Source organism: Mesorhizobium sp., from assembly GCF_004962925.1.
Taxonomy (GTDB): domain Bacteria; phylum Pseudomonadota; class Alphaproteobacteria; order Rhizobiales; family Rhizobiaceae; genus Mesorhizobium.
Genome location: NZ_SUEO01000257.1, coordinates 1 through 8366, shown reverse-complemented (window position 1 = coordinate 8366; position 8366 = coordinate 1). Strand labels below are relative to the sequence as shown.

At 62.0% G+C, this 8366-nt stretch carries 7 protein-coding genes and 1 pseudogene; 1 reads left to right on the top strand and 7 read right to left on the bottom strand.

Features of this window, described 5'->3' with window-relative positions; genetic code table 11:
* The 7 genes and pseudogenes from E5W87_RS31470 to E5W87_RS31440 form a co-directional block, all read right to left on the bottom strand.
* Positions 1–252, bottom strand: a pseudogene (locus E5W87_RS31470) (carbohydrate kinase); the annotation flags it as partial.
* Positions 249–566, bottom strand: a complete 318-nt coding sequence (locus E5W87_RS31465; protein ID WP_292406662.1) for an L-rhamnose mutarotase — start codon at positions 564–566, stop codon at positions 249–251. The gene E5W87_RS31465 and the pseudogene E5W87_RS31470, both read right to left, overlap by 4 nt.
* The gene (locus tag E5W87_RS31460; RefSeq protein ID WP_292406659.1) at positions 566–1567 is read right to left on the bottom strand and encodes an ABC transporter permease; all 1002 of its coding nucleotides are present in this window, start codon (positions 1565–1567) and stop codon (positions 566–568) included. Before E5W87_RS31460 ends, E5W87_RS31465 begins: the two co-directional genes overlap by 1 nt.
* A complete protein-coding gene (locus tag E5W87_RS31455; protein WP_292406655.1) occupies positions 1564–2541 on the bottom strand; it encodes an ABC transporter permease in 978 nt (325 codons plus the stop codon). The genes E5W87_RS31460 and E5W87_RS31455 overlap by 4 nt, the downstream gene beginning before the upstream one ends.
* Positions 2538–4067 carry a sugar ABC transporter ATP-binding protein gene (locus E5W87_RS31450; RefSeq protein WP_292406652.1) on the bottom strand — a complete coding sequence of 510 codons (1530 nt, stop codon included), beginning with the start codon at positions 4065–4067 and terminating at the stop codon, positions 2538–2540. The genes E5W87_RS31455 and E5W87_RS31450 overlap by 4 nt, the downstream gene beginning before the upstream one ends.
* A gap of 84 nt (positions 4068–4151) precedes the next feature.
* A complete protein-coding gene (gene rhaS / locus E5W87_RS31445) occupies positions 4152–5147 on the bottom strand; it encodes a rhamnose ABC transporter substrate-binding protein (protein ID WP_292406650.1) in 996 nt (331 codons plus the stop codon).
* A gap of 46 nt (positions 5148–5193) precedes the next feature.
* Positions 5194–6003, bottom strand: a complete 810-nt coding sequence (locus E5W87_RS31440; RefSeq protein ID WP_292406647.1) for a DeoR/GlpR family DNA-binding transcription regulator — start codon at positions 6001–6003, stop codon at positions 5194–5196.
* Positions 6004–6194: 191 nt separating this feature from the next.
* On the opposite strand from E5W87_RS31440, the gene E5W87_RS31435 reads away from it, so the two are divergent.
* Positions 6195–8297 carry a bifunctional rhamnulose-1-phosphate aldolase/short-chain dehydrogenase gene (locus E5W87_RS31435; protein WP_292406644.1) on the top strand — a complete coding sequence of 701 codons (2103 nt, stop codon included), beginning with the start codon at positions 6195–6197 and terminating at the stop codon, positions 8295–8297.
* Positions 8298–8366 lie beyond the last annotated feature (69 nt).

Here is an 8366-nt window from a genome sequence, read left to right as displayed (position 1 = left end):
GTCCACCAGCACGCCTGTCGCGCCATGGGTGGTGATCGATATCGCGTCGATGCGCTGTTCGCGATTGATCCCGGCGAGGCTGTCGAGGATGAACGACCACAGAAGCTCGACATCGTGGTGCGGGTAGGGACCGTCGGCAGCGGGCGCGTTCGCCATGCGGCGCAGCGCGACTTCGCGCATGTCGGTGAGATCGACCAGTGCCACCTTGGCATTGGTCTTGCCGATATCGATGACGGCGACGTGGCGGGTCATTCCATATGGAACATTGTTTCCAGCGGCACCGCCACCGGCTCATTATCAGGCTTGGTCTCCATGATGTCGGCCATTTCAGCCCACCAACGCTGCATCACCGGGTGCTTCGGCAATTCGTCCATGCCGTGGCCGTCGCGGCGCCACAGCACGCCGAGTAAGGTGTTGGTCTCTTCGTCGAGATGGATCGAATAGTCGGAAACGGCGGCCTGTTTGAGCAGGGCGACCAGCGACGGCCAGATGTCGTCGTGGCGCCTTTTGTATTCGGCCTTCATGCCGGGATTGAGCTTCATCTTGAACGCGTATTTCTCGGCCATCAGGTGAAGCGCTCCCGACGCACGCGCCGCCAGACGATGGGCAGCGCGATGACGATGATCAGCAGCAGCCCGATGAAGATCGACATGACGATGCCGGGCACGTTGAGCAGGCCGAGGCCGAAGGTTACCAGTCCCATGATGAAGGCGGCGAGCACCACGCCCACTATGCTGCCGGCGCCGCCCAGGATGCTGACGCCGCCGAGCACCACCATGGTGATGACTTCCAGTTCGTAGCCTTGTGCGATCGACGGCCGGGTCGAGCCGAGCCGCGAGGTGATCAGCACCGAAGCGATGCCCGCCATCAGCCCGGTCAGGCAGAACAGGATGAATTTGATGCGGCCGACGCGCACGCCGGAAAACTGCGCCGCAACCGGATTGTTGCCGATGGCGAAGACGCGGCGGCCGAAGCTCGTCCGATGTAGGAGGAACCAGTAGATGACGGCCGCGACGAGGAAAAGCGTCAGCTCGAACGACACCACCCACCAGACATAGCCTTGGCCGAAGAAGGCGAAGCTCGAGGGATAGCCTTTGTAGGCCTGGTCCCCGAGGACGATGAAGGCGACGCCGCGAAAAAGGCTCATCGTGCCGATGGTGACGACGATCGACGGCAATCCCAGCCTGGTGACGAGCAGCCCGTTGAAGGCGCCGCAGCCTAGCCCGACCAGTATACCGATCACTACCAGCACCGGCGTGCCTGCGCCGGCCTGCACCGCCATGCCCATCATCGTCGAAGCCAGCGCAATGATGGCGGCGACCGACAGGTCGATCTCGCCGGAAATGATCAGCAGCGCCATGGCGAGCGCGATCAGCGCCTTTTCGGTGAAGTTGAAGGTTAGGTCCGACAGCGACCACGCGTCGAGGAAATAGGGCGAGGCGAAGCTGTTGACGGCAAAGATGGCGACCGCCACCGCGACGAGCAGCGCCTCCCATGAGAAGATCGCCGAACTAAATGGCTTGTCGAGCCGGTCGGGAATGTGGCGTGGGACAGGGGTGTCGGTCATGCCGCTTCCGCCTTTCTGAGGATAATGCGGCCCTGCCGGCGTTCGCCGCGCGCATTGAGCACCACGGCCAGGATGATGGCGCTGCCCGAAATCGCCATCTGCCAGAACGGCGAGATGTTGATCACCGGCAGCGCGTTGGAGATGATACCGAGGAACAACGCACCGAGCACCGCACCGCCGACCGAGCCGATGCCGCCGGCAATCGAGATGCCGCCAATGACGCAGGCTGCGATGATGTTGAGTTCGTAGCCGTTGGCGACCTCGACCGAGGCGATGACGTAGCGCGAGATCCAGAGATAACCGCAGAGACCGCCGATCATCCCCGAAATGCAGAAGACGATGAATTTGGTCCGGCCGACATCGATGCCGGCATAGACCGATGCCGTCGGGTTGACGCCGATGGCGTAGATCGAGCGGCCGAGCGCGGTGCGCGTCATCAAGAGAAAGAACAGGGCTATGACCAGTATGGCGATCCACGACAGGACCGGAATGCCGAGGAAAGCCGCGCGTTGCAGGCCGATGAAATCAGGGCTCATCTGATCGGCATTGACCCAGGCGCCGCCTGAAATGACGAAGGTGGCGCCGCGATAGATGGTGAGCGTGCCGAGCGTCACCACGATCGAGGGAATATTCAGCCGCCACACCAGCAGGCCGTTGATCGCGCCCAGCACCAGGCCGACCAGAAGTGCGATGACGATCAGCAGCGGGATCGGGATCGCCGGATGTGCTGCGTTCAGCATCGCCACCACCATGCCGGTGAAGCACAGGTTGGATGCCATCGACAGGTCGATCGAGCGGGTCAGGATCACCACCATCTGTCCTAGCGCGAGGATCATCAGGATCGAGGTGTCGTTGAACACCTGGCGCAGATTGCCCGGGTTGGCAAAGCCCGGAAAGCGCATCGAGATCAGCCCGATCAGCACGACGATTGCGGCGAGCAGCCAGACTTCGCGATATCTAAGAAGAGCCTTCATGCCGCGATCCCCGCTGCCGTCTTGACCAGCGTTTCCGCGTCGAGCCCCTTATTGTCGTAGACCGAGGCGATGCGGCCCTCGCGCATGACGACGACGCGGTCGGACATGCCGAGAATCTCGGGCAGTTCGGACGACACCATGATCACCGACAGGCCTTGCGCGACCAACTCGGCCATGAAGCCGTGCACGGCGGCTTTCGAGCCAATGTCGATGCCTTTGGTCGGCTCGTCGAGGATGATCACCTTGGGTGCGGTCGCCAGCCATTTGGCGATGACGATCTTCTGCTGGTTGCCGCCCGACAGCGTGCCGACATCCTGGCTGAGCGAGGAGGCGCGCAAATCGAGCCGCTCGGTATAGGAGCGGGCCAGCGCGAACTCCTCCGCCAGCCGCAGCACGCCCGATTTGGATGTGCGCTTGAGCGAGGGCAGCGAAATATTCTGGAAGATCACCACGCCCTGCTTGCCGCGCTCTTCCGGCACATAGACGATGCCGGCATCGATCGAATCCGCCGCAGATTTCGGCACGATTGTCTTGCCTTCCAGCGTGATCGTGCCGCTGCTGGTGCGGGTGATGCCTGATATCGCCTGCATCACCTCGCTGCGGCCGGCGCCGACAAGGCCGTAGAAGCCGAGGATTTCGCCCTTGTGCAGCTCGAAGCCGATGTCGTCGAACTCGGTCGGATGCGACAGGCCGGAGACAGTGAGCACCGGCGCACCGATCTCGGCTTTGCGCTGCGGAAAGATATGGTCGACGGCGCGGCCGACCATCATGCGCACGATCTGGCTCTGGCCAGCGTCCTTGATCAGGCCTTCGCCAACCATCTCGCCGTCGCGGAACACCGTATAGCGGTCGGCGATGCGGTAGATCTCGTCGAACTTGTGGCTGATGAACAGGATCGCCTTGCCTTCGCTCTTCAGGAATTCGATCAGCAAGAACAGCTCTTCGATCTCCTTCAGCGATAGCGCTGCGGTCGGCTCGTCCATGATGACGATCTGCGCATCGATCGACATGGCGCGGGCGACGGCGACGAGATGCTTGTTGGCGATGCCGAGATCCTTGAGGCGCGCGTCGGCATCGATGTGGCCGGCACCCATGGTGTCCAGCACCTCGCGAGCATTCTTGCGCATGGTGCGCCAGTCGATCGTGCCGAAGCGGGTGCGCGGCGCATGACCGAGAAAGATGTTCTCGGTCACCGTCAGGTCATCGAACAGTACGGTTTCCTGATGGATGGCCGTGATGCCGTGCCCGAAGGCGGCATGCGCGCTGGGCAATGTGACGGCCTGGCCGTCGATGCTGATAGTGCCCGAATCGGGCTGGTAGATGCCGGTCATGATCTTGACCAGCGTCGACTTGCCGGCTCCGTTCTCGCCGATCAGCGCGGTCACCTGGCCGGGATAAAGCGACAGGCTGACATCATGCAGTGCGCGCACGCCGGGAAAACTCTTCGAAATGCCGGACAGGGTCAGGCGCGGAGCCGGAGCCAAAGGCTGCTCGGTCGTCGGGGTGAGTTGGGCTGTCGTGTCCATAGTCGTATCAAGCCCTGAAGCAAGGACCGTTTGAGGACGCGGCGGAACCTCTGTCCCGCCGCGTCGGCTTGAAGGGCTCCAGGATCAATAGATCTTGGAGAACTCTTCGATGTTCGACTTGTCGAACTTGTAGGGCGGAGCCATCGCGGCCGAGTTGGTGTCGTCGAGCGTGACCTTGCCGACGCGGCCGATCGACAGCGTAGCACCGGGTTTGGCTTCTTCCTTCTTCACCGCCAAATCATGGGCGAGGTAGACGGCCGAGTAGCCGAGGTCGATCGGGTTCCACAGCGCAACTGCTTGGCTGGCGCCGTTGTCGATGAACTTCTTGAACTCGGACGGCAACGCCAGGCCGGTGACGTTGACCTTGCCGATCAGGTTCGCGTCGGTCACCACCTGCGCGGCGGCAACGACGCCGACCGTGGTCGGGGCGATGATCGCCTTGAGGTTCGGATAGGATTTTAGCAGGCCCTTGGCCTCGTCCGTGCTCTTGGCCGAGTCGTCGTCGCCATAGACGGTGGCGACGAGATTGATCTTGGGGAACTTCTCCGGCAGCACCTTCTTGGCCGCGTCGATCCAGGCGTTCTGGTTGGTCGCGGTGGACGAAGCCGACAGGATGGCGACATCGCCGCCTTCCGGCAGGTAGTCGGCGGCAAGCTTGATGATGGTCTCGCCGATCAGATTGGTGTCGGAGGGGTTGAGGTGAAGCTCGCGGCCTTCCGGCGCGACACCAGAATCCCACGAGATGACGGTGATCCCGCGATCCATCGCCTTCTTCAGCGCCGGAACCAGCGCGTCGGCGTCATTGGCCGAAATGGCGATGGCGTTGACCTTCTGGGCGATCAGCGAATTGATCACTTCGATCTGCGCTTCGGCGGTCGCCTTGGTCGGGCCGGTGTAGATGATGTCGACGCCGCCGAGTTCCTTGGCCGCCTCTTGGGCGCCCTTGTTGGCGGCATCGAAGAAGCCGTTGCCGAGCGACTTCACCACCAGCGCGATCTTGACGTTCTCGGCATAGGCGGCATTCACGAACATGGCGGCCGACAAGGCCGCCGTCACCATCAATTTCTTCAAAATGCTCATTCGAATATCCTCCCTTGAGCGTTGCATTCCATCGCCGCTGCGGGCCTCAGGCCTGCAGCGAAGATTCTTCCTTATTGCTTAGCGTTGTGCGGGCGACGATCAGGGCCACACCAGCGGCCTCCAGCATCTTGGCCTCGCGATCTTCGATGCCGTCGTCGGTGATGACAGTGGCGATGCGCGACAGGCCGCACAGGATCAGGCTCGATCTTTTGCGGAACTTCGACGAATCGATCAGCACCACCAGCTCGTCAGCCTGATCGATCAGTTTCTGCTCGGCCTGGATCAGCAGCGGATCGCCTTCCATCAGGCCCAACGGCCCGAGCCCTTGCGCGCCCATGAACATGCGGCGGGCATAGAAATTGCGCGTCACGTCATTGTCGAAGGGCGACAGGATGATGTTCTGCTCGCGGTAGATGGTGCCGCCCGACAGCATCACCGTGTTTTTGGAATGCTTGAGCAGGTGCTCGGCGATCGGAAAGGAATTGGTGAAGATCGGCATGCGGCGGCCGGTCAGGAAATGCACCATCTGGAAGGTGGTGGTGCCGCCATTGATGATGATCGGCTCGCCGTCCTTGCAGAGTTCCACCGCTTCCCGCGCGATCGCCCGCTTCTGCGATGCGTTGATCGTCTCGTTGACCGAAAAGGGCCGACCGGCAAGGCCGATGAACTGCGGCGGGGTGATCGCTTCGGCGCCGCCACGCACGCGGCGAAGGCGCTTTTGCACATGCAATGCCGCGATGTCGCGCCGGATCGTCGCCTCGGACGAGTCCGTCAGGTCGACCATCTCCTGCACCGTCACCACAGGCTTTTCCTGGACGGCGGACAGAATGATCCTGTGGCGCTCTTTTTCGTGCATGGTTCCTCCCTGCCTCAGCATCTAGGCACCCAAAACGCGCAGTGTCAATCATTTCCGATCAGATAAATTGATTGTGCAATGCAATATGATTGATATTGATCGTTTGTGATTGACAACGCCGCCGCTTGCGTAGAAATTCGGACAAAAGGGACCGCGCCGTTTTGCGCGTCTCGCGTCACGGGAGGATACCTATGCTCGACAAGCGCTCCGGCACGCGCCTCGCCAATCTTTGGGATGAGGCGAAAGCCCAGGCAATGAGCGAGCCGGAACGTCTCGTCTATCGCTCGAATGTTCTTGGCTCCGACAAGCGCGTCACCAACTATGGCGGCGGCAACACCTCTTCCAAGATATGGCAAAAGGATCCGCTCACCGGCGAGAGCGTGGAAGTGCTGTGGGTGAAGGGCTCGGGCGGCGACAGCGCCTCGATTAAAACAGACGGTTTCGCCACCCTTTACATGGACAAGCTCAGGGCGCTGAAGGGTCTCTATCGCGGCCTCGATCACGAGGACGAGATGGTCGGCTATCTGCCCCATTGTACGTTCAATCTTAACCCACGCGCGGCCTCGATCGACACGCCGCTGCACGCCTTCGTGCCGAAGCCCCATGTCGATCACATGCATCCGGACGCGATCATCGCCATTGCCGCAGCGAAGGATTCCAAGGCGCTGACCAGGGAGATCTTCGGCAACGCGATCGGCTGGCTGCCATGGAAGCGTCCGGGCTTCGAACTCGGCCTGTGGCTGGAAAAATTCTGCATCGAGAACCCCGAAGCCAAGGGTGTTGTGCTGGCGAGCCACGGCCTGTTCAGCTGGGGCAACACGCCTCGGGAATGCTACGAGACGACGATCTCGGTGATCAACCAGGCGATCGACTGGTTCGAGCGCAAGTCTGAAGGCAAGCCGATTTTCGGTGGCGAAGTGGTCAAATCGCTCGACGCGCCGGCGCGTCGCGCTGTGGCAGCAAAGCTGATGCCGAGGATCCGCGGCCTGATCTCGGAGAAAAGCCACAAGCTTGGCCATTTCGACGATTCGCCCGCCGTGCTCGAATTCGTCAATTCGAAGGATTTGCGCCCACTGGCGGCGCTCGGCACGTCGTGTCCCGACCATTTCCTGCGCACCAAGATCCGGCCGCTGGTCATCGAATTCGACCCTGCGAAGCCGGATATCGACGCCGTCATTGCCCGTCTCGCCGACGACGTGGCGGAGTATCGCGTTGGCTATCAGGCTTATTATGACAGGTGCAAGCATGCGGATTCGCCACCCGTGCGCGATCCGAATGCGGTGGTCTATCTGATGCCGGGCGTCGGCATGTTCACCTTCGCCGGCGACAAGGCGACCGCGCGCATATCAGGCGAATTCTACGTCAACGCCATCAATGTCATGCGCGGCGCCTCGACGGTGTCGGCCTATGTCGGCCTGCCCGACCAGGAGGCTTTCGACATCGAATACTGGCTGCTCGAAGAGGCAAAGCTGCAGCGTCTGCCGAGGCCGAAAGCCCTGGCCGGCCAGATCGCGCTGGTCACCGGTGGCGCCGGCGGCATCGGCCGGGCGACGGCCAACCGGCTGCTGCGCGAAGGCGCCTGCGTTGTGCTGGCCGATATCGACGAGGCCGCCCTTGCCAGCGCCAATGACGAGCTTGCCAAAGCCTATGGCAAGGATTTCGTGCGGCCGCTGGTCATCAACGTCACGTCAGAGGATCAGGTGATCTCCGGCTTCGCCGAGACGGCGGTCGAGTTCGGCGGCGTCGATATTCTGGTGTCGAATGCCGGCTTGGCAACTTCTGCGCCGATCGAGGAGACGACGCTGGCGCTGTGGAACAAGAACATGGACATCTTGTCGACCGGCTATTTCCTCGTTTCGCGGGAAGCATTTCGGCTGTTCCGCGCGCAGAAGATCGGCGGCAACGTCGTCTTCGTCGCCTCCAAGAACGGGCTTGCCGCATCGCCCAACGCCGCCGCCTATTGCACGGCCAAGGCGGCCGAGATCCATCTGGCGCGCTGCCTGGCGCTGGAAGGCGCGGAAGCCCAGATCAGGGTCAATGTCGTCAACCCGGACGCCGTGCTGCGCGGCTCGAAGATCTGGACCGGCGAGTGGAAGGAACAGCGCGCCGCCGCCTATAAGATGTCGACTGACGATCTCGAGGAGCACTACCGCTCGCGCTCGATGCTGAAGCGTTCGGTGTTCCCCGAAGACATCGCCGAGGCGATCTATTTCTTTGCTTCCGACATGTCGGCCAAGTCGACCGGCAACATCGTCAATGTCGACGCGGGCAACGCCCAGAGCTTTACGCGCTAGTAGTTTGAAGGCGGCGCTGCCCCTCACCCTTACCCTCTCCCCGTGAAGAACGGGGAGGGGGTAAGGGTG